The organism is Xenorhabdus innexi (assembly GCF_002632485.1).
GTDB classification, from domain to species: domain Bacteria; phylum Pseudomonadota; class Gammaproteobacteria; order Enterobacterales; family Enterobacteriaceae; genus Xenorhabdus; species Xenorhabdus innexi.
The window spans coordinates 1-629 of record NZ_NIBU01000238.1; the positions used below are offsets into that span (position 1 = coordinate 1).

General features: G+C 44.2%; 1 pseudogene. It reads left to right on the forward strand.

The features are described from left to right. Positions 1 to 629 (forward strand): annotated as a pseudogene (locus Xinn_RS21345) (IS1 family transposase); the annotation flags it as partial.

Sequence of the window (629 nt, forward strand, 5' to 3'; positions counted from 1 at the left end):
GTCGGTTTTGTCAGCAAGTTGAATACGTCAAAAAACACGGCAAAGGTGAGGCAGGCCATCAACGCTATCGCTGTCTCTCCTGCAAACGCACCTTCCAACTCGATTACGCCTATCGTGCATGTAAAGCCGGTATAAAAGAGCAAATTGTTGACCCGGCTATATGAATAATGCCGGTATCCGTGATACTGCCCGTGCATTGCATATCAGTATTAATTCTGTTGTTCGCGTTTTAAAAAACTTAAACCGCGATGTGTAACGACACGTCCCCTGGATAAGGTCAACATTTAGCTCGTTTGTGAAGTGGATGAAGTCTGGTCATTCGTCGGCAATAAAAAATACCAGCGCTGGTTGTGGTATGCCTGGAAGCCTCGTCTGAAACGTATCATTGCTCATACGTTTGGGGCGAGAAACAAAAAAACACTCAGGAAACTGTTCAAAAAGCTCGCCTCATTTAATATTGTTTTCTGGTGTACTGATAATTTCAAGGCGTACAATCTCTTACCCAAAAACCAGCATCTTGTTGGAAAGACCTTCACTCAACGTATCGAGCGGGAGAATCTAACATTGCGCAACCGACTTAAACGGCTCAATAGAAAGACGTTGGGTTATTCCAAATCGCCGGAAATGCA